The 24,425-nt window shown below is 44.0% G+C and carries 31 protein-coding genes; 12 read left to right on the top strand and 19 right to left on the bottom strand.

Translation table 11 applies throughout. The annotated features are described in order from the left end of the window. The 4 genes from ACV3PA_RS09685 to ACV3PA_RS09670 all read right to left on the bottom strand — a co-directional run bounded on the left by ACV3PA_RS09685 (position 1) and on the right by ACV3PA_RS09670 (position 2,326). A complete protein-coding gene (locus tag ACV3PA_RS09685) occupies positions 1-501 on the bottom strand; it encodes a cation:proton antiporter regulatory subunit (RefSeq protein WP_029341865.1) in 501 nt (166 codons plus the stop codon). 24 nt (positions 502-525) lie between these two features. Further along, entirely contained in the window at positions 526-744 is a 219-nt protein-coding gene (locus ACV3PA_RS09680; RefSeq protein ID WP_035407592.1) for an AbrB/MazE/SpoVT family DNA-binding domain-containing protein, read from the bottom strand. A gap of 383 nt (positions 745-1,127) precedes the next feature. Then, positions 1,128-1,751, bottom strand: coding sequence for a zinc dependent phospholipase C family protein (locus tag ACV3PA_RS09675; protein WP_456124520.1), 624 nt, complete (start codon positions 1,749-1,751; stop codon positions 1,128-1,130). Between the two features lie 5 nt (positions 1,752-1,756). After that, the gene (locus ACV3PA_RS09670; RefSeq protein WP_456124519.1) at positions 1,757-2,326 is read right to left on the bottom strand and encodes a GNAT family N-acetyltransferase; all 570 of its coding nucleotides are present in this window, start codon (positions 2,324-2,326) and stop codon (positions 1,757-1,759) included. Positions 2,327-2,456: 130 nt separating this feature from the next. Between ACV3PA_RS09670 and ACV3PA_RS09665 the strand changes: the two genes are divergently transcribed. Continuing rightward, on the top strand, positions 2,457-3,668 hold the full coding sequence (locus ACV3PA_RS09665; protein WP_456124518.1) for an MFS transporter: 1,212 nt from the start codon (positions 2,457-2,459) through the stop codon (positions 3,666-3,668). Between the two features lie 16 nt (positions 3,669-3,684). Here ACV3PA_RS09665 and ACV3PA_RS09660 read toward each other — a convergent pair whose 3' ends face one another. The 3 genes from ACV3PA_RS09660 to ACV3PA_RS09650 all read right to left on the bottom strand — a co-directional run bounded on the left by ACV3PA_RS09660 (position 3,685) and on the right by ACV3PA_RS09650 (position 7,716). After that, on the bottom strand, positions 3,685-4,242 hold the full coding sequence (locus ACV3PA_RS09660) for a ribonuclease FAU-1 family protein (RefSeq protein WP_456124517.1): 558 nt from the start codon (positions 4,240-4,242) through the stop codon (positions 3,685-3,687). A 99-nt stretch (positions 4,243-4,341) separates the two neighbouring features. Next, positions 4,342-5,799: a 6-phospho-beta-glucosidase BglA gene (gene bglA, locus ACV3PA_RS09655; RefSeq protein WP_456124516.1), complete on the bottom strand. Its 1,458-nt coding sequence runs from the start codon at positions 5,797-5,799 to the stop codon at positions 4,342-4,344. A 24-nt stretch (positions 5,800-5,823) separates the two neighbouring features. Further along, on the bottom strand, positions 5,824-7,716 hold the full coding sequence (locus ACV3PA_RS09650; RefSeq protein WP_053453524.1) for a beta-glucoside-specific PTS transporter subunit IIABC: 1,893 nt from the start codon (positions 7,714-7,716) through the stop codon (positions 5,824-5,826). A gap of 163 nt (positions 7,717-7,879) precedes the next feature. On the opposite strand from ACV3PA_RS09650, the gene ACV3PA_RS09645 reads away from it, so the two are divergent. Beyond that, a complete protein-coding gene (locus ACV3PA_RS09645; RefSeq protein ID WP_053453525.1) occupies positions 7,880-8,590 on the top strand; it encodes a GntR family transcriptional regulator in 711 nt (236 codons plus the stop codon). A gap of 35 nt (positions 8,591-8,625) precedes the next feature. On the opposite strand, the gene ACV3PA_RS09640 is transcribed toward ACV3PA_RS09645, so the two are convergent. After that, positions 8,626-8,859, bottom strand: coding sequence for a hypothetical protein (locus ACV3PA_RS09640; RefSeq protein WP_152910972.1), 234 nt, complete (start codon positions 8,857-8,859; stop codon positions 8,626-8,628). 204 nt (positions 8,860-9,063) lie between these two features. Further along, positions 9,064-9,405 (bottom strand): hypothetical protein, encoded by a 342-nt coding sequence (locus ACV3PA_RS09635; protein ID WP_053453527.1) that lies wholly within the window; start codon positions 9,403-9,405, stop codon positions 9,064-9,066. A gap of 322 nt (positions 9,406-9,727) precedes the next feature. Here ACV3PA_RS09635 and ACV3PA_RS09630 point away from each other — a divergent pair, with 322 nt between their 5' ends. Continuing rightward, positions 9,728-11,113, top strand: coding sequence for an MFS transporter (locus ACV3PA_RS09630; RefSeq protein WP_053453528.1), 1,386 nt, complete (start codon positions 9,728-9,730; stop codon positions 11,111-11,113). 43 nt (positions 11,114-11,156) lie between these two features. On the opposite strand, the gene ACV3PA_RS09625 is transcribed toward ACV3PA_RS09630, so the two are convergent. The 3 genes from ACV3PA_RS09625 to ACV3PA_RS09615 are packed head-to-tail and all read right to left on the bottom strand — an operon-like array spanning position 11,157 to position 13,089. Then, entirely contained in the window at positions 11,157-11,789 is a 633-nt protein-coding gene (locus ACV3PA_RS09625) for an HAD family hydrolase (RefSeq protein ID WP_053453529.1), read from the bottom strand. Beyond that, complete coding sequence (locus ACV3PA_RS09620; RefSeq protein ID WP_053453530.1) at positions 11,786-12,280, bottom strand: AAA family ATPase; 495 nt, start codon at positions 12,278-12,280, stop codon at positions 11,786-11,788. Before ACV3PA_RS09620 ends, ACV3PA_RS09625 begins: the two co-directional genes overlap by 4 nt. After that, the gene (locus ACV3PA_RS09615) at positions 12,277-13,089 is read right to left on the bottom strand and encodes an MBL fold metallo-hydrolase (protein WP_456124515.1); all 813 of its coding nucleotides are present in this window, start codon (positions 13,087-13,089) and stop codon (positions 12,277-12,279) included. Before ACV3PA_RS09615 ends, ACV3PA_RS09620 begins: the two co-directional genes overlap by 4 nt. 138 nt (positions 13,090-13,227) lie before the next feature. Here ACV3PA_RS09615 and ACV3PA_RS09610 point away from each other — a divergent pair, with 138 nt between their 5' ends. Next, positions 13,228-13,449 carry a VOC family protein gene (locus tag ACV3PA_RS09610; protein WP_235504883.1) on the top strand — a complete coding sequence of 74 codons (222 nt, stop codon included), beginning with the start codon at positions 13,228-13,230 and terminating at the stop codon, positions 13,447-13,449. Between the two features lie 207 nt (positions 13,450-13,656). Here the strand turns inward: ACV3PA_RS09610 and ACV3PA_RS09605 are convergent, their stop codons facing one another. Continuing rightward, a complete protein-coding gene (locus ACV3PA_RS09605; RefSeq protein WP_456124514.1) occupies positions 13,657-14,085 on the bottom strand; it encodes a hypothetical protein in 429 nt (142 codons plus the stop codon). A 329-nt stretch (positions 14,086-14,414) separates the two neighbouring features. Further along, positions 14,415-14,816 (bottom strand): RrF2 family transcriptional regulator, encoded by a 402-nt coding sequence (locus ACV3PA_RS09600; RefSeq protein WP_053453533.1) that lies wholly within the window; start codon positions 14,814-14,816, stop codon positions 14,415-14,417. Positions 14,817-15,106: 290 nt separating this feature from the next. Here ACV3PA_RS09600 and ACV3PA_RS09595 point away from each other — a divergent pair, with 290 nt between their 5' ends. The 7 genes from ACV3PA_RS09595 to ACV3PA_RS09565 all read left to right on the top strand — a co-directional run bounded on the left by ACV3PA_RS09595 (position 15,107) and on the right by ACV3PA_RS09565 (position 21,127). Next, the gene (locus ACV3PA_RS09595) at positions 15,107-17,362 is read left to right on the top strand and encodes a sensor histidine kinase (RefSeq protein WP_456124513.1); all 2,256 of its coding nucleotides are present in this window, start codon (positions 15,107-15,109) and stop codon (positions 17,360-17,362) included. 50 nt (positions 17,363-17,412) lie between these two features. Further along, positions 17,413-17,718: a hypothetical protein gene (locus ACV3PA_RS09590; RefSeq protein WP_053453535.1), complete on the top strand. Its 306-nt coding sequence runs from the start codon at positions 17,413-17,415 to the stop codon at positions 17,716-17,718. Positions 17,719-17,730: 12 nt separating this feature from the next. Then, positions 17,731-18,282, top strand: coding sequence for a cysteine hydrolase family protein (locus ACV3PA_RS09585; protein ID WP_053453536.1), 552 nt, complete (start codon positions 17,731-17,733; stop codon positions 18,280-18,282). A gap of 263 nt (positions 18,283-18,545) precedes the next feature. Continuing rightward, positions 18,546-19,427: a manganese catalase gene (locus ACV3PA_RS09580; protein ID WP_456124512.1), complete on the top strand. Its 882-nt coding sequence runs from the start codon at positions 18,546-18,548 to the stop codon at positions 19,425-19,427. A gap of 5 nt (positions 19,428-19,432) precedes the next feature. After that, positions 19,433-19,651, top strand: a complete 219-nt coding sequence (locus tag ACV3PA_RS09575) for a spore coat protein (RefSeq protein WP_456124511.1) — start codon at positions 19,433-19,435, stop codon at positions 19,649-19,651. Further along, on the top strand, positions 19,644-19,937 hold the full coding sequence (locus tag ACV3PA_RS09570) for a spore coat protein (RefSeq protein ID WP_456124510.1): 294 nt from the start codon (positions 19,644-19,646) through the stop codon (positions 19,935-19,937). Before ACV3PA_RS09575 ends, ACV3PA_RS09570 begins: the two co-directional genes overlap by 8 nt. Positions 19,938-20,011: 74 nt before the next feature. Continuing rightward, entirely contained in the window at positions 20,012-21,127 is a 1,116-nt protein-coding gene (locus ACV3PA_RS09565; RefSeq protein ID WP_456124509.1) for a hypothetical protein, read from the top strand. 42 nt (positions 21,128-21,169) lie between these two features. On the opposite strand, the gene ACV3PA_RS09560 is transcribed toward ACV3PA_RS09565, so the two are convergent. Then, on the bottom strand, positions 21,170-21,559 hold the full coding sequence (locus tag ACV3PA_RS09560) for a thiol-disulfide oxidoreductase DCC family protein (protein ID WP_456124508.1): 390 nt from the start codon (positions 21,557-21,559) through the stop codon (positions 21,170-21,172). Positions 21,560-21,768: 209 nt separating this feature from the next. Between ACV3PA_RS09560 and ACV3PA_RS09555 the strand changes: the two genes are divergently transcribed. Beyond that, positions 21,769-22,518 (top strand): SDR family oxidoreductase, encoded by a 750-nt coding sequence (locus ACV3PA_RS09555; RefSeq protein WP_456125961.1) that lies wholly within the window; start codon positions 21,769-21,771, stop codon positions 22,516-22,518. Between the two features lie 55 nt (positions 22,519-22,573). On the opposite strand, the gene ACV3PA_RS09550 is transcribed toward ACV3PA_RS09555, so the two are convergent. The 4 genes from ACV3PA_RS09550 to ACV3PA_RS09535 are packed head-to-tail and all read right to left on the bottom strand — an operon-like array spanning position 22,574 to position 24,306. Further along, positions 22,574-23,032, bottom strand: coding sequence for an NUDIX hydrolase (locus tag ACV3PA_RS09550; protein ID WP_456124507.1), 459 nt, complete (start codon positions 23,030-23,032; stop codon positions 22,574-22,576). Continuing rightward, positions 23,004-23,726 (bottom strand): alpha/beta hydrolase, encoded by a 723-nt coding sequence (locus tag ACV3PA_RS09545; protein WP_456124506.1) that lies wholly within the window; start codon positions 23,724-23,726, stop codon positions 23,004-23,006. Before ACV3PA_RS09545 ends, ACV3PA_RS09550 begins: the two co-directional genes overlap by 29 nt. Further along, the gene (locus ACV3PA_RS09540) at positions 23,716-24,126 is read right to left on the bottom strand and encodes an RDD family protein (RefSeq protein WP_053453545.1); all 411 of its coding nucleotides are present in this window, start codon (positions 24,124-24,126) and stop codon (positions 23,716-23,718) included. The genes ACV3PA_RS09545 and ACV3PA_RS09540 overlap by 11 nt, the downstream gene beginning before the upstream one ends. 12 nt (positions 24,127-24,138) lie before the next feature. Then, on the bottom strand, positions 24,139-24,306 hold the full coding sequence (locus tag ACV3PA_RS09535; RefSeq protein WP_160315943.1) for a hypothetical protein: 168 nt from the start codon (positions 24,304-24,306) through the stop codon (positions 24,139-24,141). Positions 24,307-24,425 lie beyond the last annotated feature (119 nt).

Here is a 24,425-nt window from a genome sequence, read left to right as displayed (position 1 = left end):
TTATCCGCCTCCTTCGATTGAGAATAATGCTTTCGTGATGTGACGGATGTTTTGACGTTCTCCTGACAGAACGATCGTATCACCGGCTTCAAGTCGTGTATCTGGTCCCGGGTTGAGTGACTTCGAACGGTCATGCTTAAGCACCGCAATGATTGAAATATCGTAATGGTTACGGACATCGAGTTCACCAATCGTCCGATTGTTGACTTTTGAATCTTGACCGACTTTGAACCACTCGATGACGAGATCATCAAACGCTAGTTCAATCTTTTCAAGGTCCTTCGGCTTATAGGATAATCCTCCGAGAATTCCTGCCATCTGACGTGCTTCTGCATCATTAAATGTCACACTCGAGATGCTCTCATCAAAATCATCATCATCATAATGATGCATCTCTCGGCGTCCGTCGTCGTGGACGATGACGACCACCTTATCTCCTCGTGTTGTGATGCCTTCAAACTTCCGTCCGATTCCTGGTAAGTCTACTTCGCGCATATCCATCTGTTATTTCCTCCTTTTTTGATTTTACAAATGATGATTCGCTTTGTGGATGAGTGCTTTGAATGTCTCATCACTCAATATATCTTGAAGGTCATGCAGCTGTTTCAAATCCGCTTTCGCCATGATGACAAATCCATCCTCCTCAATGAATGCCACGCGATCTCCTTCCTCTACTTGCAAGGCTTGCCGAATTTTTTTAGGGATGGTGATCTGTCCTTTTGACGTTAACTTTGATAGCTCCATCACGAACTTCCTTCTTTCTGTATTTTTCTTGTATTCCTTACTTCCTTACTTTTCTTATTTTTAGTATAACATAGACCCAATCTTATTCCGAGTGTTTTGCTTTGAATTAAAATAAAAAAATTGATTCTCTTATTGTTTAACCTTTGCCAGATAAATCTGTTCATAACAAATTAAAATGAATGATAAATATAGAAAAAACGCATCCTATTCTTAACAGATGCGTTCATTCGTCATATCGTCATATGGTATCTTTACTATTTGTTTTATTCGTCACACCATCTTCGGATTGGTTTGATGGTTTAGAAAGTCTGATTAACCTGATGTGGTTTAGTCTATTGAACGGATTTTGCTACATAGTATTTGGAACCATAAGATGGATCATATCAATCGTTCGGCGATGATGCTTTTGATATATCGACCCTTACACCTTTTTTACGTAAGTGATGAATGGACCGTTCAATCGCTGTTTCGATATAGCCGTCCAATTGATGCGGTAACAAAATCTCATATTCTTGTTGCAGAACGGTTCGTCGATCCTCCTCTACCTCTCTAATGAAATGCGGAAGTGCTTTCCATCTCGACTGCATACGTACCTCATTAAGCACTCCGAATAGTGCCTGCTCATCCCAACTTACGAACGAAGCAGTTCGCGTATTAAACCTGCGGAAATCATTATGATATCTTGAACCGATTGAGGAGTCTGTTACGATCGCTTGCCGTAACCAACTCATATAAAAACCGCGTAACCAAATATCATCTGCTATCAGATGAACGTAATATCCACACCGAAATGATTGATTCCATGAAGTTGATTCTCCCCAAAATGTCTCGTAATCAATTGCTCGTGTTCCACTCTCTAATTCACCCGTATAATAGTGGGCTTGCTCCTTGTCGCCGTAACGGGCATCCGGCGCGACTGTTCCGAGAAGGAATCGAGCAGGTTCTAGTTCCGGAAGTAACGTAATCAATCGTTGTCCGATGTAAGCATGCATTAGCCGTGAACCCATCTTACTTAATTCCCTTCGTAATCACTGCGCGTGATCGCATAAATCTTTAAATCCCAGAAACGATCTTTAACGTATAAAGCACTCCGAGAGACACCTTCAAACGTCATACCGATCTTTTCCATGACACGCGCTGATCCATCGTTCGCAACAAAACAGCGAGCTTGAATACGCTCGAGTCCGAGTGTCTCAAAACCATACTGCACGAGACGCGCTGCTGCTTCCGGCATCAAACCCTTCCCCCAGTAGTCGCGCGACAACGCATAACCGAGTTCTGCTTGCTGTTGCTCAAACGAGACTTTAATGAAGTCAATCGTGCCGATAACTCGACCGCTTGCTTTGTCTTCGATTGCCCAAGGGGCTGGATTTCCTTGTTCATATTGTCGAAGAATATATTCGACGAATTTCTCGGAATCTGTGAGGGTTTCGTGGGCATGCCAACTGACATACCGCGCTGTCTCTTCATCTTTTGTATAGGCATAGATATCTGCTGCATCTCCAGCGCGAACCGAACGTAAACGAAGCCGCTCTGTTTCGAGTACAGGTAATGCCTGATATAAATCAACCGTTGATAACATGATTGAACCCTTCTTCCCTTGATTTTTTCCAAGTATACCCACTCTTTGATAAAAAGTATAGAGATATACGAAAACGTTATCAGAATTTTCTGGTATACTATTGGAAAATGATGTAAGAAAGGATGCTGTCATGACTTCTCGGGAACGGACTCTCTTAAGTGCGCTTGGTATTTCGCAGTTCGGCGACTTCATTTATCTCGTTGCGATCAACGTCTATATTTATCGCTTGACTGGCTCCGCATCCGCTGTCGCTGTGCTTTGGATCATCAGCCCTGTCGTCTCCCTCGTTATCAAGTCGTTCGCTGGTAGTTGGGTCGACCGATCCGACTTACGTCGCCTGTTGATTCAGACTGATTTGTTACGTGCCTTTTTGATTGGTATCTTGCCATTTCTACCGTTATCGATGCTTTACATCGACTTGATTGCCTTAGCCGTCATCAAAGCAGTCGTTGAACCCGCTACCTTAACGTACATCACGACGCTTGTTCCGCAAACAGACCGGATATCTTTTAATGCCTATCGTAGTCTGATCACGTCAGGTGCCTTTTTGATTGGTCCGGCTCTTGCTGGTGGACTCTTGTATATTGCTTCTGCCGACCTTGCCATTCGGCTCAATGCTGTCTCGTTTCTCGGATCAGCGGTTCTACTGATGCGCTTGCCACGTTTTTCTGCGTCGGTCGAACGAGGGATGAAGCTACAAGACATCCTGTCCGATTGGCGGCTCGTCTATCAGTTCAGTAAAGAAGCGCGTTACGTGACCGGACTGTATATCCTCGCGATGCTGATGATGATTGCGACACTCGCGCTCGATACACAAGAAGTCGTCTTTTTACAACGAAGCATCGGCTTATCGGAAACCGACTACGGTTTACTGATGAGCCTGACAGGGATCGGTTCCGTCGTCGGTAGCTGGTTCGTCGCCCGTTATGCCAAAATGCTCTCCGTTCGGACGATGCTGACGATCGGCTATGCGTTTGTCGCTATCGGTTATTTGCTATACGCAAGTGCGAATTCATTTTCAATCGTCTGCACTGGTTTTTTATTGCTCGGTTGTTTCCACGCATTCGCAGGTACCGGTTTTCTGACCTTCCAACAGACGAACATTCCGCTTCACTTGATGGGACGATTTACGAGTTTATACGGTGTCGGTGTCAGTCTGTTACAGATTATCGCAATCGTTAGTATCGGTCTGCTTGGTGATATCTGGTCGATTCGCTTTAGTACGATTCTATTTGCTGTTCTTTTCGTGATCGTGACGATTTGTTTTATCGGAATGGTTCTCCTCCCAAGAAAACAACGGTATTTCGAAACGAATGAGATTAACGAAGAACGACGTGCCTAAAAAACAGGGAACCCCGTCATCGCGAGGTTCCCTGTTTGAGTTGCTGTTCTAACCGTTTTTTCATAACTTCGGCATGTGCGACGAGATGAAAAGATCCATCTTCTAGTTGTTTCTGGAGCCGTTTTGCTTCCGCCCAAGCGAGCGCGTAGTCTGCTTGTGAGACATCCCCTTGCTCCCATGCTGCTTCTAGTTCATCCGCGTCGACTAATAAGACTTGTCCCGACGGCAATGCGATCAAATCGAGAAACAGATCGTCCCAGTAGACGCGTCCGTTCTCCACTCCAGTACGAAGACAGATATCGACATAGGTCTGCACTAACTGGCCAGAAGTATCAAACATCGAGGTCACCGCATGATGAGCATCCTTTGGAAATTGCTGTACCCAGACGTAATCATCGTCAGCGATTCGAATCGTTTCGTCACCATAGCGGACATCTAATGGTGAAGCGACTCTAATAATCTGAAGAAGCGTCACGTGCCCTTGAAACACTTCATTCTCGACCTGTTCTTGAACATAGTGCCGCTGTATGATGCGACGCCAGTCATGCCGATCGGCATAGCGCTTTTTGATCATTTATCCGCCCTCCATTTTCTTAAGTGTGCCATACCTCGTCTCTTTTCATTCCAATTCTTTAAAAAACGAGGCAACGGATTTTTCCGTCGCCTCGCTTCATCATTTTGCTGTCTCTGAACCGTGTAACGCAGCACCATTCGTCTCAATAACGTGACGATACCAGTCAAACGAATCCTTTTTCATTCGTTCCATCGTTCCGTTCCCTTCGTTATCTCGATCGACGTAAATCATACCGTAGCGTTTTTTCATCTCCCCTGTCGTAAAGGAGACTATATCAATGACGCCCCACGGCGTATACCCGATTAGCTCAACGCCATCTTCAAGGACGGCTGTTTTGAACGCTTCGATGTGTGCACGCAAGTAATCAATTCGCGCCGTATCATGAATCTGACCATCCTCGATTGTATCAATCGCACCAAAACCATTCTCGACGATGAACAACGGAATCTGGTACCGGTCATACAGACGGTTCATCGCGTAACGAAGACCGACCGGATCAATCGCCCAGCCCCAGTCACTCGACTGGATGTATGGATTCTCAACACCGTTTGCGAGACCACCGTTGACGATGTTACCCGTGTTATTGACGACAGCATCATGTTTGACGGTCGTCGACATGTAGTAACTGAATCCGAGATAGTCAACAGTTCCGTTGCGTAAGATTTCCGCATCACCGTCTAAAATCGGAATATTATACCCTTCCCGCTTGAACTCATTCAATGCGTAAGACGGATAATAACCACGGACTTGGACGTCCGGGAAGAAGTAACGCTGACGCATCGATGTTTCAGCAAGCAGAATATCTTCCGGGTGCGATGAGTACGGATAGATTGGTACGTGTGAAACCATTGCTCCAATCTTAAAGTCCGGATTGATCGCTTTTCCTTTGGCAACGGCAAGCGCACTCGCGAGCAACTCATGATGTCCCGTTTGATACATGACTTCCATCGCGTTTTCTTCCGGATCGAGTAAGACACCAGAATTCGTCCAGAGGAATAATGGATTGCTAACGTCCATCTTGTTGTTGATTTCGTTGAACGTCATCCAGTACTTAACTTTGTCTTTATAGCGCGTGAAACAGACTTCTGCGAATTTCTCGAAGAACAGCGCCACTTTCCGATTACGGAAACCGCCATATTCACGCGCAAGGTGAAGTGGCATCTCAAAATGCGACAATGTAATGATTGGCTCAATGCCATATTTCAGTAATTCATCGAAGACGTCATCATAGAACTGGAGCCCTTCTTCGTTCGGTTCCGCTTCGTCTCCGTTCGGGAAAATCCGACTCCAACCGATCGATGTCCGAAGGCACTTCAGTCCCATTTCAGCGAATAGCGCGATATCTTCTTTATAACGGTGATAAAAATCAATCGCCTCGTGGTTCGGATAGAATTCATTCTCCTCTACCTGATCCGTGATACGTCGTGCGACGCCGTGTGCTCCTGCCGTCAATACATCAACGACGCTCGGTCCTTTGCCACCAGCGTTCCAGCCACCCTCGAATTGATGCGCTGCTAGCGCACCACCCCATAGAAAATCGTTTGGTAATGTCTTCATCTTCATGTCCTCCTTCTATTTCTCTTACTTGATGATTGTTAAAATCCGTGTATTTGCCGTCGTGACGGTCTCGTCCGTCGGCAAGATTTGCGCATAACTTTGGGTGTTCGTGATGATGATCGGCGTAATCGTCTCGAGTCCATGCGCTTCAATTGCTGTAGCATCAAACGTCACCAATCGATCACCGGTCTTCACCGCTTCACCTTCTTTCACGTGGAGCGTAAATGGCTTCCCGTCAAGCGTCACCGTCTCGAGACCGACATGGATCAAAACTTCGACGCCGCTCGTTGACCGTAGCCCGATTGCGTGACCAGATGGGGCAATCATGACGACGGTTCCTTCAAATGGTGCCGTCACCTCATTGCCTGTTGGACGAATCGCTACTCCCTGACCCATTGCCCCCGAAGCAAAGACGGGATCTGGTACATCCGATAAGGCAACGATTGTTCCTTCAAGCGGTGCACGCAACGTCTCTTCGTTCGTCAGTGTCGCACTGACTTCTTGTTCAGCTACAGGTGTCGCTGTCGTTTCAGTCGCGACGACAGGTGCTGCTTGTTCACCAAAACCGAATACTTGAATCAAAACAATCGGCAGAATCAAGGCAATCGCTGTTCCAATCAATAAACCGATGATGGACGACGGGTAGTCAGAATCAATTCCGTTGACGAGTGTCAATGGTCCCGGTAATCCGGCATAGGCAAAGTAATACGGTTTAAAGAAACTCGCCGTGACAGCACCGATTGCACCAGAGATACAACCATAGATGAAGGGCTTCTTAAAGCGAAGCGTCACGCCATAAATGGCTGGTTCTGTGATCCCGAAAATACCCGTCAATCCGGCTGAGACACCAACTTTTTTCGTTTCTTTATTTCGTGCTTTTAAGATAACGCCGATGACGGCACCAATTTGAGCGATGACAGCAATCGTTTGATACGCTTGGAACGAATCGCGACCGTATTGCTCGAAGTTCGCGAGAACCATCGGCGTGACACCCCAGTGAACACCGAAGATGACGATGACTTGCCAGAAGCCACCAATGATCAGACCAGCGACCGCAGGAGCATTCTCTGCTAAGTAGTTATACCCGTTTGCAATCCCTTCTGCACCAAGTGTCGTAATCGGTCCAATCAATAGAATCGTAAGTGGAACCATTAACACCATGCTGAAGAACGGAACGAACAATGGACGAATGACTTCATGGATCGTCTTGTTCAGGAATTTTTCGACATAAGACAGAATCCAGACGAGGAATAATGGCGGTAACACGGATGACGTATAGGTTGTTCCGGATAAAGCAATTCCTAGAAACGTGATGGATTCACCAGCAGTGATACGCGTCGCGATGTCCGCCCACGTCGGACTGACCAGTGCCGCACTACAGGCAACAGCGATGAAGGCGTTGACCTTAAAATGATTCGCTGCCGTAATGGCAATGAAGATCGGTAAGAACGTGAATGGTGCCCATGAGATAAAACTGAAGACTTCATAGGTACCCGTCTTTGCGAATGCCGGAAAAGCAAGTGTCGTCAAAATCAAAGTTCCCTGCAGAATCCCCGCTGCAGCCAAGATATAGACGAATGGTGCAAAAACGGCTGACATCGTTGCAATGATTCGGTTGAGGACCGTCCCTTTCGGTGCCTCTTCCGCTTCTGGCTGATCAAGATTGACGAGCTTCAGAAATTCTTGATGGACTTCACCTACGTGTTGACCAATGACGATTTGAAACTGTCCTCCTGACTCGACGACTGTAATGACGCCAGGTAATGTACTGACCGTTTCTTTCGCTGCCGGGTCCGATCGTTTTAAGACAAGACGAAGCCGTGTAGCGCATCGAACAGCACTGATGACGTTCTCTTCTCCACCGACGGCTTCTAAAATCGAGTGCGCCAGTCGTTGATAATCGCGAACCTTACCCATATTGTGACCTCCCCTGAATATGACGCGTTGAATACCCTTTCATTTTAATTGTACATGAACAATTAATCAATACATAAATAATTTAATTGAACATTATATTAATCAAAAGATAGCTTATGCTATACTGAACGAAGAAAAAGTTCGTAAGAAAAGAAGGTGTCCTATGCTGAAATATCAACAGACTGCTGATGAAATCGAGCAATACATAGAACAACATGAGTTAAAGCAAGGCGATAAACTCCCCATTCTCGAAGAATTAATTCGCCAGTTCGCTGTCAGTAAGACGACGATGACAAAATCACTCGAATTACTCGAACGAAAAGGGATCATCTTTCAAGTCAGAGGAAGCGGCATTTTTGTCCGGAAGACGAACCGCGCTGGCTACATTCGTCTGTTTTCTACACAAGGCTTTAAGCAGAACCTTGTCGACCATACGATTGAATCGTCCGTACTAGCACTCGATCAACTCGCTGCAACGGAGAGCATCGCCAAAAATCTTGGTATCGATTCGGGTGAGACGGTATATTACGTCAAGCGGATTCGCTATATCGACGGCAAGATCCTGTGCCTTGAGGAATCCTATTATCGCCAATCGATCGTCCCGTATTTAAATCGCGAAATCGTCGAGCAGTCGATTTTCGAATACTTAGAGACGGCATTGCAATTGAACATCGGATTTTCTGATATGTACATGCATGTAGGAAAACTCAACGCTATATCTGCAGCACACCTCGAACTTCAAGAAGGTGATCCTGGATTAACAATCGAGACGGTTTTTCACTTAACGAATGGTCGTCCGTTCGACTATTCCGTCATTACGTATCATTACGAACACTCGCAGTTTGTCGTCCAAGCAAACGGATTATTCCTTTAATGAAACGAAAAAAAAACGAAATCTGATGATCGTCCTCATTTTAGTGAAGACATTTCATCGGATTTCGCTTTTTCTTTTAAGAAACTAATTAATGCTATTATACAGAATGGATAGATTATTAATACGCCAATCAGTAATAAACCAAGTACCGGGCTCGGAAAATCGGCTGGACGCGTGACGGGAAACCATCGACTCATTGCATACACCATCAAGACGAAATACAGTGCCCAACTGAGACATAGCGCCCATGTGAGTCGACTTCGAACCATCGCCTCCTGCATAAGGCAGATTGATTTAAAGAATAAGATGATGCACAAAATAACCAACAGAATGTCCAATATGTAAAACATCCGGTAAGATAAGCCAGTTATCCGAATGATTCGTTCAATATTTACTGTCATTTCAGTTGGGATGAATAAAATTATGGCAAAAAACAGACTCCAACCATTCCATTTCACAAATAATCGCACCTTCTATATACCAATTTCTTCTTTACTAGAAGCCTCTAGATAGAGTTCCCCGTCAAACGTCGTCAAGGCAATCACTTTTCCGTCTCTTTCATACCAAGCCGTTGCCCCTTCACGATCAAGTTCTTCCCACCCTGCTTGGCGAATCCACGTTCCATACAATACACCTGGACCATCTGTTTCTGAAACGAGATGGGTTTCGATTTTCAACTCCCCTTGCTTTTCGACTACCGTTGCAAAGCGAGGGACAGGAAATCCTGATACTGTTGACTCCTGAAAACCGATATACCAACCGCCAGCAATGACTATAAAAGTAATCGACACAATCGCTATCCATTTCTTTTTCATACGCACTCTCCTTCACTTTTCCATCTCCATTTTCAACTTACCAATAAATGGTCTTCATTTCCTCATTCTACAGACGGATTACTGATTTTTTAGTTATGAAAACATCTGAAATTTGTTTTTGATTTATGAAAACAATTAAATTTTTTTCAATTTTTTTCATGAAAAATGCACACCCGTGTTCGTCCTTACAGTAGCAACGGTTTGACAACTCCCGGCACAGAGCCATTTTCAGTCGTTTTCAACTGATTAAGCAGATTAGCAACTTGACTTCATTTTCTGCTATGGTACGATACGAACTTATCAAAGGGAGTGAACAGAACTTATGAAATTCAGAAAAGAAAAAGTCAATGTCGTCGACATGAAGCAAACCAAAAAAAGTGTCTACGCGACCGGAATTGGGAATGCGATGGAATGGTTCGATTTTGGTCTTTATTCCTATCTCGCAATCATCATCAGTCAAAACTTCTTTAGTGCTGTTGAAAATGATGAACTGAAGCTTGTCTTTACATTTGCTACGTTTGCGATCGCTTTTTTAATGCGACCAATCGGCGGAATCGTCTTTGGACGAATTGGAGATCGACTCGGACGAAAGGTCGTCTTGACGACAACGATTGTCATGATGGCTGGATCGACACTCATCATCGGGTTATTACCAACCTATGACCAAATCGGGATTTGGGCACCGATTCTATTATTGTTAGCCCGTATCCTGCAAGGTTTTTCAACAGGTGGTGAATACGCCGGCGCAATGGTCTATATCGCCGAATCGTCACCCGACAATAAACGAAGCGCTCTCGGAAGCGGACTTGAAATCGGGACACTCGGTGGGTATATCTTAGCGTCGTTACTCGCAACAACGCTTTTCGTCACATTATCAGATGATCAAATGGCATCGTGGGGATGGCGTATCCCATTCATTCTTGGAGCACCACTCGGTTTGTTTGGCCTCTACTTACGTCGCCACTTGGATGAATCACCGATCTTCGAAAACGAAATTAATGAGAATACGGAAGAACCTGCGACATTCCGCGAAATCCTTCGTGATCATAAACGTGATATTATCGTTTGCTTCATCGCTGTCGCCTTCTTCAATATTACGAACTATATGCTCTTATCGTACATGCCATCGTACCTCAATGAAGTCATCGGCATGTCAAGCTCGACAAGTACGATCTTAATTACCGGTGTTATGGTGATCATGATTCCACTCGCTTATTTCTTCGGGAAACTAAGTGATAAAAAAGGGAATCGTAAAATCGTCTTGTTCGCACTAGCAGGTCTATCATTACTATCCATCGTATCGTTCTTCTTGATTGGACTAAAACCACTCTTGTTCGTCGGAATCGGTATCTTCATCCTCGGTTTCTTCCTGGCGATCTTTGAAGGTACGATGCCAAGTCTACTGCCAAGTATCTTTTATACAGATGTTCGTTACCGGACGCTTTCCGTCACATTCAACGTCTCGGTTTCAATCTTTGGTGGTACGACGCCACTTGTGTCAACATGGCTCGTCCATACGACTCAAAATCCGCTTGCTCCTGCCTTTTATTTAACGGCAGTCAGTGTCATCGGATTCGTCACGTTCTTCTTCTTCTTTAAAAATACAGCCGGTAAAGCACTCAAAGGGTCGCATCCAACTGTATCCAGTGAAAAAGAAGTTTCAACAATTGCGAAAAAACCGGAAGATGCCCTCTGGTGGGCAGAGTAATTCCTATAGTAAAGAGCCGTCTTCTTCATGAAGACGGCTCTTTTTAGTAGACAGCCCTTAACTCTTGGACGACACGATCAGCGACAGCCAGTTCCTGCTCTTGCGCAAAATCGAACTGACAACCGATCGCAACCAATCCGTTCGCATGTGCCGCTTTGAAATCAGACAACCGGTCACCGACAACATAGCCTGATGTAATATCATGCGTCTGACAAATTTCACGGACTAGTGCGGATTTATCACCTGAAGCGATATCTTCAATGCTATAGACATGATCAATATACGCTTCAAGTCCATATGTGCTCACGATTGCTGATAAGTAGGATGGCCAACCGTTACTAGCGATAAAGACTCGGTGACCAACTTGTTTTAGGCGAGCCAGTAACTCCACTGTTCCCGGATAAAGCTGACCATGCCCCGCTTCGACTGCCTGCTCTAAGCTGCGCCGAAACTTGAGATCTGCAGCCTGTTGGTCTGCGGCTGAAAAATCCGGCAGCAACGTCTTCCAGACTTCTGGTAACGATACACCCATGATTTGCTGATAGAGGGCGAGAGGTGTCTCGCCTTCCCAGCGCCCCTCCTGTCGTAAATCATGAAAGACGTCTTCTAACGCACGAGCCAGTACGGCATTCGTTTGAAACAGCGTACCATCCATATCAAAAATATAGTGAGTCATTCATGTTCCCCTTCCTGCTCTCGCTTTATCTGCTGCACCATTGCTTCTAACGACAAGTCTTCGACAAATAGACGATCCGATGCTCGTTGATCCTGATCCAACCACCAATGTTTCATGTCCACTTCAGAAAACTCTGTCGGCTGACGCAAAGCGTGGCGAAGAACTGTTTCTTCAAATGAGACATCAAAATAATAAGCAGCGTAGCATGATCCAAAGCGACGTTCTAACCGATCGAGCATCTCACCGTACCGATCTTGGGCGAGAATTCCTTCCAGCAGAATCGTCGCATGGCGTCCGTTTGCAAGCATGATTAGATCTTCTATCCAGTGAATTGCGGGATTCCCAGCTACATCCTTGACGTTCAACATCTCTCTTCGAATAACATCTTGAGAAAAGAGAATTGTATCCGGTAAAGCTGATTGTAACGCTTTCGCAAGTGTCGTTTTCCCGCTACCGGAGTTTCCGCGGATGACGATCAAGCGTGACTTCATGTCGTGAACCAGTCCCCGTTCAAGGCAGCGATATACCGTTCTGCTGAGCGAGCGACGACTTCAGACGCACCCGTTTCAATTTTTCGATGAAAGGCATCGTATAATTTCTCAAATGCAAGCGGACGTAGCGACTCTGCCATCCGTTCGACCGTCTTTGCCGGAAGTGGAATCACATTCGGATAGCTGTACATGAAACTGACCCACGCTCGATCGGCAACGATCCGAATGATGTCTCCTGTTAACAACAACCCAGCTGATACATCTTTCCGTTCACAGATGACTGCTCCTTTAAAGTGACCACCCACGCGATGTAAGATCAGGTCGTCTGATAATTCCAAGCGTTCACCGCTCCAGAAAGTGATTCGCTCACTTGGTCGTGTTACGAATGATGCATCGTCCTCATGAATATAGATTGGCACATCAAAGGTTTCTGCCCATTCGACTTGTGTCGCGTAATAATGCGGATGCGATAATGCAATCGCGTGGATCCCGCCTAATTCGTTGATCTGTTCTATAGTTGTTGAATCAAGATATGTAATGCAGTCCCATAACAGGTTATACGATGTTCCTTGGACGAGGTATGCTGTTTGCCCAATACCGAATGCTGGTGTCGTCTGAATTGCATAGACGCCTGCTCCATCGTCTGTAATCACATTTTGATATGTTCCTGAGGCTTTCATTTCAGTAAGCGTCGTCCACGTTTGTCCTGTCGGATTGACGTATTGTCGTTCCTCTAGACAAATCGGACAAATTTCGCGTTCTGGATTGATTTGTTCGACGCCACACGTCGTACAGATGATGGTTTCCATATCATCATTCCTTTCCAATTCAAAAATGATTTTCCTGATATATCATAACATATTCCATTTATAGGGATATCATACAGGAATCATTTTGAATGAAACGAATAAAGACTCTGTACTAAAGAATCGAAGGAGGAAATTCCCATGTCGACCTCGACTCATCTTATTGCTCCCCGACTGAACGCAGTCTTTTTACATGTACAGGATATGCAACGGTCAGCAGCCTGGTACCATCAGTTACTTCAGCTCCCATTTGATTCGTTCCTCGTCGCTTCTCCTGTCTATAATGTCCCACTTCAAGGTCCAACCAGCTTGACACTTGATGACCATGCGAACGACCCAACGTATCGACATCAACCTTCTTGACAACCCTTGTTTAATTTTTACACGACGGACATTGATGCATCTTATCAGTTCGTATTGTCATTTCAAGCACCCATCATCCGCGACATCGAACGTTTCGATGATTTTGCTTATTTTACGTTTGCTGATCCTGATGGTAATGTTTTGATGCTCTGTACAGGATAAAAATAAATCAGGTCATACCACACTTGTGGCATGACCTGATTTTATTTAACATGACGTTCCATTATTATTGATGACACTTTGAAAGCGGTTCGTAAACTGATTAATGGCCTCTTCTGTATCCAGTACTCCAGAAAACCAAGTCTTCTTGTCATTAGAAAACGTGAGGTGTAGCGATTCTTCAATGACGGACTTTACCTCTAGAGTAGCAACTGTATCTGATTTCATTAATGTTTTTTTTGATAGAGTGACCAGTTCATTCGTCAACGTTTCGCGCGTATCTTCAGATGTCTTCTCATGAAGAAGATCAACTGTCTTGTGAAGCATGACAGCTTTTGAAACGCTCGATAGATTCAACTCACGGATTTCAAAAGTGTAGACGCCCTCTTGTTCCTGCGGACGTTGGACGATGAATCGTGGAGAATGTACTAAGTGTTGAATGAAGTGAATAAACATTTCGATGGTCATTTCGGACATTCCGAAACCCTCCCTTTTACGTGGATCAATGGACAAATACCTTTAATCCTTTATCTAAATGGCCAAAAAAAGCCCTGTATAAAAGTTAACCCGGTGAGATGGAAATAAAACCTCCCCTCTGTAAAGTTATACCACAAAAACAAGTACAAAGTGTACATGTTTTTGTTCTAAAAACAAGATTCGTCTAGTGTCCGAATCTTGTTTATAGTAACATAAAAGATACTAGTTTTAGTCATAATTAACACCATCATCTGATAAAAATATGTATTATTTTATTATGTACACGATTAAAGAGTCAGAGAATATCATTCCTTCTCTGACTCTTCGCATCAACCGTCCGTCGTTGGCGCTATTAAATCTTGTAACGTGTATGCCTGTAACGCATCCGTAAAGGACATGAATGCTTGATCAAACGCTTGTCGTGTGTTTTGCAAACTACCATTTTTATTTGGAACTGTCACATTTTCAAGATAGGATACTTCTTCAAATAAATGAACGATTTCTCCTAACGTAATTGTCTCTGGGGATTTTGCTAATTTGAATCCACCATTACGCCCTTGTACGGAAATGATGAGACCAAACTTGCTCAATGAATGGACAATCTTCATCAAATGATTTTTAGAAATATCATAATGGGTTGCCACTTCTTGAATTTGTACGAGCCGAGTCGGATGCGACGCTGCGAAGATAAGCACACGAATGGCATAGTCCGTAGAGCGAGTCATCTTCATCCATTTCACCTTCTTTTTCTTTCCTTTATATAAACATAGTACAGAAGCTCACTCATTTTCACAATCAATAGTATGGCTTAAAGTGTCATTTAGAGTGATTATGCACATATGTATATCGTTTATCTTAAAGGATGTGAAGTGTCAAAATCTAGGGATTTTTTCGGAAAGAGGCAAAATGATATTTCAATCGATGATGCAAATCATGTGGCTTATTCAATGTCTGTGATAAGATTTCTTTAAAACATGTATATCTATAGTTTGTTTATATCTTTCTAGAAAGAGGTCTCGTCATGAAGTGGCTCTCATCAAGTATATTTCATCGATTTTATATTCTATTGCTTTCGAATTTCCTGATTTTCGCAAGCATTGGCGTCCTAACATTTTACGTTGCTCAAAAAGAACTCGAGCAACATCGAACTTCATCACAGATGATCACACTTCAGAAAACGCAAGCTCGCACACTTTGGAATGAAGCCCAACAAGTCAATCTTCAAGTCCAACAAATCGACTTTAATGATCAGGACGACCTTGAACAGGTGAATCAACGATTGGAACGTTTACGACAACACGTTCAATCATTTAATCAACGTTATTCGAATTTATCGGATGAACGTTTTGTGCATCAACTCGTTCAATTTTCGGGATTTTTAGAACAAGAGCTCACTTTGCAAGTAGTCACGGATAACCAAAAGCTGGTTCAACAGTCTGACTCCATCGTCAACGACTACTTTCAAATGATTCATAACGAAGAGAAAAAAGTGCAACAATTGCTACAGCAACGAACCGTTGAAGTATTAGGATACGCCTTTGGAGTAATGATCATCGCTTTTTGTCTTCTCAGTTACTTGATATTAAGACTTGTGCGGTCTTTCCGAACAGATTTACTCGATCTTGTCGAACAAACGAAACAACCTGACCGATTGGAGCATAACGATTATCAAACTCGCCATGATGAGATCGGTATACTTGGAAAGTCTATGCAGCAAATGACGACATTGCTTGCTTTTGAACATCAACAAACGCAAGCTGTCAATACAAAACTCCAAGAGTCTATAGGGCAACAAAAGATATTCGAGCGGCAACTTCAATTCCAAAATCAGTTAGCGACTCAAATTTTACGCTATCAATCAACATCAGGTCTTCACACTTGGTTGCAAGCAATCGGTACGCATTTCAGAGCGACCCATGTCCATTTTTCACCGCAGTCGAATGATTTAGAACACGTTCATATTGCACTAACAAAAGAACCTACATGTGATCAAGAACGACTCGCGTTAGAAGCGAAGACCGAGCTGGATGCCTCCATTCACTTGATTGAGATGGATCAGTTAACACTGTGTGCTCTTCCATTACACAGTTCATCAAAATTCATCGGTACATTAACCTTACAATTTCATCGTCCGTTCACGGATACAATCGCACTTCAAAAAACGACACATTTACTGAATATCGGATTGATGCGCTTGCTCGATGATATCCGTATAAAAGATCACCATCAATTGATTCAGCGCATCTTAAATGGTCTTCGAGAAGCGATCCTGTTTGTCGATGTCTCGAACATGAATATTTTTACGAATCAAATGTTTCATCAATTGTTCTCGAACTGGTCACCTTCTGAAAAACAATCAGAAAGCCTATCATTTGTTATCGAAACCTTCGAGCCATTACTTCTCGAAACTGAAGCACTATATGCATATGTTGAACAAATCAAAGCTGGCTTCGAGCACGGATCAATCGTTCCTGCTCAGGATTTTTCAATGCCAGACGACCGACATTTACGACTCTACACAGAATTTTTGCCAGAGCGGCAAGGTATTCTGCTTGTTTTTCGAGAGCGGACTGTTGAAGTCAACTATGCAAAAAAAGAGCAAGACTTCATTTCGGTTTTATCTCATGAGTTACGAACACCACTTGCCTCCATTGAAGGCTTTAGTGAACTGATGTTACACCGAACGTTGTCTCCTGAAAAACAACGGAAATACTTAGAGACCATGCGGAGTGAGACGCAACGTCTCAGTCAACTATTAACAGAATTTCTTGACTACCAGCGTTTAAGTCATCAAAAAGAAACATATCAGCTCGAATCGTTTTGTATCGAACATATGCTCATCGAGTTAACGGAGTGGTTGAACGTTGTGACAGCGACACATCATTTGCACATCCAAACCGATGGTCCTTGTCTGATCACAGCGGATCAAGAAAAAATTCGGAGAGTTTTATTAAACATCTTAAATAATGCGATAAAATATTCTCCCGTTGATTCAAATATCCACGTCTCGTTAGCGTGCTTTGAAGCTGAAGTTGTCATTACCATTAGTGATGATGGATATGGTATTCCAAAGCAAGACCTTCCTTATCTCTTCGATCCGTATTACCGCGTCGAACATGCGGATCATGTCCAAGTTCAAGGAACAGGTCTCGGTTTACCGATCTGTAAGGAAATCATTGAAGGGCATGGAGGACGAATTACCGTACATTCAGAAATCGGAAAAGGATCTGACTTTTTTATCCGTTTACCTCGTGATGAAGAGTGGAACAAAAATTAATAACATGTATAAGAACAGTATAAATAATCTACAACTAGGAAGTGAAGAACGTGGAAGCTGATTTAAATCAAATCGTCCGCTGTTTAAATCAAGATTTTAAACAGCAAAGAACCGTCTTCAGTGCAATGGCGCTGAAAGAGACCAACCCCTGTATCGTCTTGATGGAAGATCATCGTCGAAGACGGATGGACCATGCCTTGTATCAATATCCAGATTTTATCGCAGAGCTGGAATCACATATTTACCGATGTTTAATTGATGTCCGGGGAGCCCGTGAATCGGCTTCCCCTTCCGAAATTTTTATTTCTAAAGCACAACTCTATTCGCCTTATCATTATTTAGTCACCTTTTTATGAGAGGAGTCCGCCATGACTGTTCAAGAAAATACAGCACTGTTGATCATCGATGTCATCAATAAGATGGATTTCGAAGGAGCTGAGCAATTATTGCAACAGACACTCCCTGTCCTTGCACCACTCTCACAATTAAAACAACATTGTAAACGACAAAACATCCCAGTAATTTACGTCAACGATAACTTTGGTCTCTGGCAAGAGAACGTTAATCAAATCGTAGATGAGTGTCGCGGTGGTCTTGGGGATATACTCATCGATGCCTTACATCCAGAAGAAAATGATTATTTCATTATCAAGCCAAAGCACTCAGGATTTTTCGGTACCCAACTTGATATTTTATTGAAGCATTTGGAAGTTTCACGTCTCATCATCACTGGACTAACGACAGATATGTGTATTTTATTTACCGCAAATGATGCCTACATGCGTGAATATTCTATTCATGTCCCAGCAGACTGTACGGCAGCAAAAACCGCTATTGCCAAAGATCACGCATTGGAAATTCTCAGTACGACATTATCTTTGGATTGCTCTGAGAGTTCCAAGTTGATACAAAAAGAATAATTAAGGTTGCGTTTCTGATACGTATGTAACACCTTACTGTCTTTTACAGTTTAATTGAGCTGTTAGCCCTCGATGAATTCGTGAACGGTTCGAAGTCCTTCACGGTTTGGAAAGTATGAAGTAGTGAACATTCCCATTATTCATGAGTTAACTACTCACTTCAACATATCAATAAAGAAGAAGAAACAGGTTTGAAAGAGACCGATTAAGGAATATAACATGTGTGATTTGTATATGTTTAAAACTTAAAGGGGGTTCTTTTCATGTTTCGCCATCAAAAGGAATTACAATTCGAAGTCAAGGTTGATCGACCCGATCCAAAACTTGCTCGGGCCGTACAAGAAGTACTCGGTGGACAATTCGGTGAGATGACGGTCATGATGCAGTATCTTTTCCAAGGCTTTAATTGTCGAGGGGAAGAAAAGTACAAGGACATGCTGATGGATATCGGGACAGAAGAAATTGGGCATGTTGAAATGCTATGTTCCCTCATTTCTCAATTGCTCGACGGGGCATCACCAGATGATCAGGCAGAAGCTGCTAAGGATCCGGCGACGGCAGCCATTCTCGGGGGAATGAATCCGCAACACCTTCTTGTCAGCGGTCTCGGTGGATTGCCATCGAACGCAAACGGTATACCATGGAACGGTTCTTATATCGTTGCGAGTGGTAATTTGTTAGCAGATATGCGCTCGAATCTATATGCGGAATCACAAGGTCGACTCCAAGTCGCCCGCCTCTATCATATGACGACGGATGAAGGCGTTCGTGCTACCTTCCGTAAGATGCTTGCCCGTGACCGCTATCACCAGTATCAATGGATGGCAGCAATCGAAGAACTCGAGACGAAAAATGGAGTCGTCGTTCCGGCTACTTTTGCACCTGAAGATGAGATGGAAGCGCAACCTCATGCTTATGAGTTCTGGGATCTATCCGAAGGCACAGCTTCAAAAGAAGGGCGTTGGGCTCAAGGGGAAGCTCAAGACGGAACCGGTGAATTTGTTCATCTGGAAAATCCAGCACCGCAAGGGAACATTCCGAACATGAAGGTGCCTGCGCACCAACTTCACCACGATCTAGCAGAAAAAACAGGAATGCAAAACGTCAAAGATACGGTCAAACGTATGTTACATGATAAGGAGTGAGATTAATGGCTAAATCACCACTTGCAATCCATGAAACACTCGAAATTCATGAAATCATGACAATGAAACAAGCCTGTCTCGTTAAAGCCATCGCCGTTCGTTCATTCGTCAAAGATGAGACGCTAGAAAAATTGATTGCGCAAGACATCAAAGATAGCGAACAAGCATTAAGCGATTTACAAAAACTATTGGCAAATCATGAAGGAGGCGATTCACATGAATGAAGCTCTCCAATCGATTAGCCGTCCTAGTAAAAAACGCGACGAGTTGATTGCAACGGACTTCTTGATCAGCAGCAAATCACTTGTCCGCGCTTATGCTGTCGCAATTACAGAAACGGCTTCTCCTGATGTGCGGAAAGTCTTGACTGAACAGCTGAACAAAGCGATTCAGACGCACGCTGCGATCGCTGGATACATGATTGATCACGATATGTACCACGCACATGATCTTAAAAAGCAATTAAAACACGATCAAGAAAAACTAGAAGTCGCAAAAGGATTACTATGATGTTTCCCCTTCCCTTCTGATCATGGAGCGGAAGGGGTTTTCTTTCAGAATTTATGTAAGGAGCGATCAACCTCATGATTGATATCAATCACATTTACATCAAACAGATCGGCGAAACCTTTTGTCTCACTTGGGAAGGGACAAGTCATGTCCGTTTACTCTTAAATGGTGTACCTTGCATCATCAAAGATACGAATACCTATCAAACCGACACACTACCTTTATTTGAGCCTCAGTCGTTCGAACTGATCGATTCCGATTCAAAAACACGTATCGTCACTGCTCTCGTTTCAAGTACGGATGATTTGTTCTGGAACCGTAAAATGACCGTCCTGATTCAACAAAATCATACTGTCCGGCTGTTATGGGGCGAAATTCCAGAAGTATCACATTATACTGTCTTTCAAGATGGACATCGCTTAGGTGACACAACGGCTTCCGAATGGACCAGCACGATTAATCCTGAACAGTTTACACGGTTCGAAATCCGAGTGCTCCGTCCCATTTCAAGAAAATCGGTACCGTTCGCACGGATAATCGAGACGTTTGCCCGCGTTACGAATTTGGTAAAACTAGAACCGGACCGGGAACGAGAGCATGAACAATACGTGCTTTATTACTCTTTGTATCCGGCACCTACTCCGCATCTGAAATTTTCTACTTTTCGGTTACGTGTGCTGACGTTCATTGCTCCTCCAATTCTCGTGAACCCGAATCCATTTTCTCCGCATCGTTATTTCGAAGGAGACGCGCGACCGTATTCGCCTTTTTCAAACGAATATCGAACCTTTACAGAAGTCATCACCTTTAATGAGGGGTCCTCTCATGAACTAATAAAACAGGCAAATCCGACTCGGTCTTTTGATGCACGTCATCAGTTATATCGAGAGGATATCGCTTCGACACAGCAAGTCTACTTGTCAGATCAATCACCAACTCGATATACGCTCCACCACTCAGTAGGTAATCCACTCGTCGTCTCACCTAATATCGACTATGAAATTAACGTATCACATCAATCAAATCTTTGGCGTATCGCCGGAATCCATCTTCAATCACCACATCATGAAGTGTACTTAGATGAAGGAGATGATTGTTTCGAAACCATCCACCAAGCCCATGATTTAGGCTTAAGTTTCCTTGGTGACCCGTTGCCCAGTTGTCACTGGCTGCATATGACGAATCAATGAACAAAAAGGAAGCCGCGACCAATTCGTCGCGGCTTTTCCTATTTAGTCATGAAATCGAGCACGTGTCTCCGGAGACGGGAGTGCGCACTCTTGTTTTTGCCCAAACCAGCGATGGCGATTGCTCGCAACGAGATCATAGACGCGATCGCGGAGTGAACGTGGAACAATGCGAAGTACACTCAACAGACGCCATCCTCCTTGTAAATGACGGGCAATCCGTAACGCTGCGTCCGATTTGATATAAGGTACACCCCGGTCAATCACGACGACACTGTCGATGGATTCGGGGAGATGATGACGCCGGATGAGTTCTTGTCCTGTCTCCCCTTGTAACGAAGCAAAATCATGGTATCCTTGGTCTCGTTTTAAGATGAACTGGACGCTTGCGTCACAGAGATTACATTCTCCATCAAATAAGACGATTGCTTTCATGATTGATTCATCCTTCCTAATCCGTATAACGAATCATTTCGTACACTTTCTCTTTACCACACTTTAGGCAAAAACATGCATTTAATTAGTATGTTAAATACTGATAACGCTTTCTTTACATACCTCGCTTACGCTATACTGTTTCTGTAAACATTTGGATGATAAAATAACTCATCTAGCGTATTAAATGCATCTTTACTTAAAGGAGAATACAGATGACGACACGACCGATTGCCATCGTAACCGGAGCCAGTCAGACGCGTGATATCGGTGCTGCTATTTGCCGTCAGCTCGCTACGGCTGGTCATGATCTGGTCTTTACTTATTTTAAAGCAACAGCGGATTGGCCAGCTAGTTTTTCGACTGAACTTCAGGACCAAGGTGCACGCGTTCTTGCGATTGAGCTCGATTTAAGTCAAGCAGATGCTGCTGACGAATTATTCGCGCAAGTAAAGGACTTCGGAACACCAAGTGTTCTCATCAATAATGCTGCTCATTCAACGATGACGGATTGGCAGACGCTTGACGCGAAAAGCCTCGACCAACACTATGCGGTCAACCTCCGTGCGCCACTATTGCTTGCAACACGGTTTACGAACCGATTCGTTGAGGCGAGTCTCACGTCTGGTCGCATCATTCAATTGACGTCTGGTCAGGATCTCAGTCCGATGCCAGACGAAATTGCTTATGCTACAACAAAAGGTGCCTTATCGACCTTTACGAAAACATACGCTGCAGCCGTGGCACCGCTTGGTATCACCGTTAATGCCGTCAATCCAGGTCCGACTGACTCGACGTGGATGGATGAGGCAACACGGACAGCGCTTAAAACTAGTTTTCCGTTCGGACGAATTGGTGCTCCTGAAGATGTCGCGCGATTGATTCAATTTCTCGTCAGTCCAGATGGTAGCTGGGTGACTGGACAGATCATTCATTCCGAAGGTGGCTTTCAACGCTAAACATCAGGATTTAGACAATAATGACCCCTGACTACTTCGGTCGGGGGTCATTCCGTTATCGAAAGACGGGTCCAGTTTCTATCAAAAAGTCGTTCCAAGCCGTTTGATGCAAGTCACTATAAAGTTGTGGCATCTGCTCTCTTTCAAAAAAAGCAACGTCTAGTGATTCATCGGGATCAATCGTCAGCTGTCCACCGTTGATGTGGCAAACGAAAAAGTGAACGATCGGTTGAGCGACGTCCCCCGTCGGATAAACCTCTTCATATTTCGAGTAGACCCCACTCAGACGTTCAATTGTGACATGAAATCCGGTCTCTTCAAAAATCTCACGCTGCGCAGCTTCTACGAGTGATTCTCCAAGTTCAAGCGCTCCACCCGGAAATCCCCATGCTTTCTGTTCACGTCGTTTTTGCAGGAGAATGCGTCCTTCATCATCTAAGACGATCCCACCGGAAAAGTTTAACATCACTTTTTCCTGACCGACCTTACTGCGGAGAAAACGAATGTAGTCCATCTGTCGCCTCCAACTGTTTGAATTGTTTTAGCCAGTCAATCAATTGCTCAATCATAATGTCCGACACGGTGTGATTGATTGCAGAAAAAATACGTAATTCGATTGCTTGATGAAAACCTGCTTGAATAGCTGACTCAAAATAAGTCTGTTGAATGGGTAACGGTATGATCTCATCAGCATCTCCGTGTAGGAGCAACCGCGGACGTTTATCCATTACTTCAATCGGATCAAGCATCCATGGCGCCACTCCTTGAAGTGGCGGTCGGCCGTCTCGTTTTCGGAATTGACGTTCGGCTTCAAGATAAGCACCGCCACCATTGATTGCAACGAGGGCTTTGATTGGGTAACGTGCCAAGATTCCATGCGCAATGAAGCCACCCATCGACACACCGATGACGATCACATCTGAAGCATTCCAACCTGACTGCTTAATGATTTCTGCCGCTTCCGTAATCGATTGCTCAACGACCGACCAAAAATAGGTCGTTGTAACGTCCGGCTCAAATGGATTGTCGAGTGGCTCTCGCTGGTCGTGTCGAATGAGTTCAGGAATGAAGACATCGTATCCTTCCTCAGCGAGTTGCTCAGCAAACGCCAGATAGGAAACAGCTGTCCCACCCCAACCATGATAGAGTAGGATCGCTCCCGTTGGTTGAGAAGCTCGAACGATATGGACACGAAAATCAAGCTTCATTTCTTTTCTCCTCTTTCATGCGGACGATCGTCTGTGCGAAGTCATCTTCCGGTAATCGTCGACCGTCCTTAAGGAAAGGTTTCCAGTACGGACGAATCTTAAAAAGTGAGATCGTATCACGATAAACCGTTCGTCGGACAATCTGTTTCGTCGTCAACGGTAATCCGTCCTCACTTTCGACTTGAATGCCACAGATCTGACCACCAATCGATTTTCCGTTCAACAGTTTTAATTGTGCGATTTCCGCCAAGAAACTAACAGTCGGTTGCGTGACGACGGAATGGACGACTTCTGATTTCACACGTCGTAAGACTGTCTTTTCGATGACGACAGAAAGTCCGAGATAAACAGCTTGGTTGATGATGTATGCGCCAATTCTTCGTTTTGTCATTGAATGCATGAATGACCCTCCTTATACGTTAAAATAAACGACTGCGCCGAGTGCACTGACGGCAACCAAATAAAAGACGATTGCAAGTCGCTTATTCGCGGCAGAGATATCTTTTCTGACGAGGATTTTACTATACCGAAACGTCAAAAATGCGAACACGAGCAATGCTACGATTACTAATGGTTCCATTTGATCCCCTCTTTTCTCTCTTATTTTACATGATATCCGTTCTTAAATTGTTATATTTTACAAGTAAAGTAGTATATGATTGTTCCATACATAATCGATCTTACATTGAAATGAGGTTT

This window comes from Exiguobacterium sp. EA-TM-5, assembly GCF_053878415.1.
The sequence above is the reverse complement of the archived record's forward strand: the minus strand, read 5'-3'. Positions and strand labels throughout refer to the sequence as shown.